This window comes from Chryseobacterium sp. SIMBA_038, assembly GCF_046535115.1.
Taxonomy (GTDB): domain Bacteria; phylum Bacteroidota; class Bacteroidia; order Flavobacteriales; family Weeksellaceae; genus Chryseobacterium.
The window spans coordinates 1-357 of the sequence record NZ_JAWRXH010000055.1 but is presented as its reverse complement, the minus strand read 5'-3'; the positions used below and the strand labels follow the sequence as shown (position 1 = coordinate 357).

Below are 357 nucleotides of genomic sequence, written 5' to 3'. Positions count from 1 at the left end.
ATTGTATGCTGCTACCCCTGTATCTTCCAATGCTTTTGCTGTAGCGAGTACCGAGTTTCGATCATTAAAATTTACATTAGGATACTGAAATTCAAGCTTAGGCAGCACGTGATTTGTAGCACCGCTAATGGCTGCCTTGAAAAAGTCTCGATGGATGACTTCATGATGATAAAGATCAGTAAACACTTCTTTTTCAATACTGGAAATACCGGTATAAAAATTATTGACCACTTTTGTATAAAAGTCTGCTTCCAGCTGTTCAAGAGCATATGCATAGTTTAATATGCCTACATCACCGGTTCCCAAATCATAGATTTCATCATTTATAATCTGAAAATCATCGTTATCATCACATCC

1 protein-coding gene is annotated in these 357 nt (G+C 36.7%); it reads right to left on the bottom strand.

What is annotated here, in order from left to right:
• A partial coding sequence (locus tag SB689_RS22695; protein ID WP_410694332.1) for a ferritin-like domain-containing protein occupies nucleotides 1-357 on the bottom strand: 357 nt, incomplete at both ends.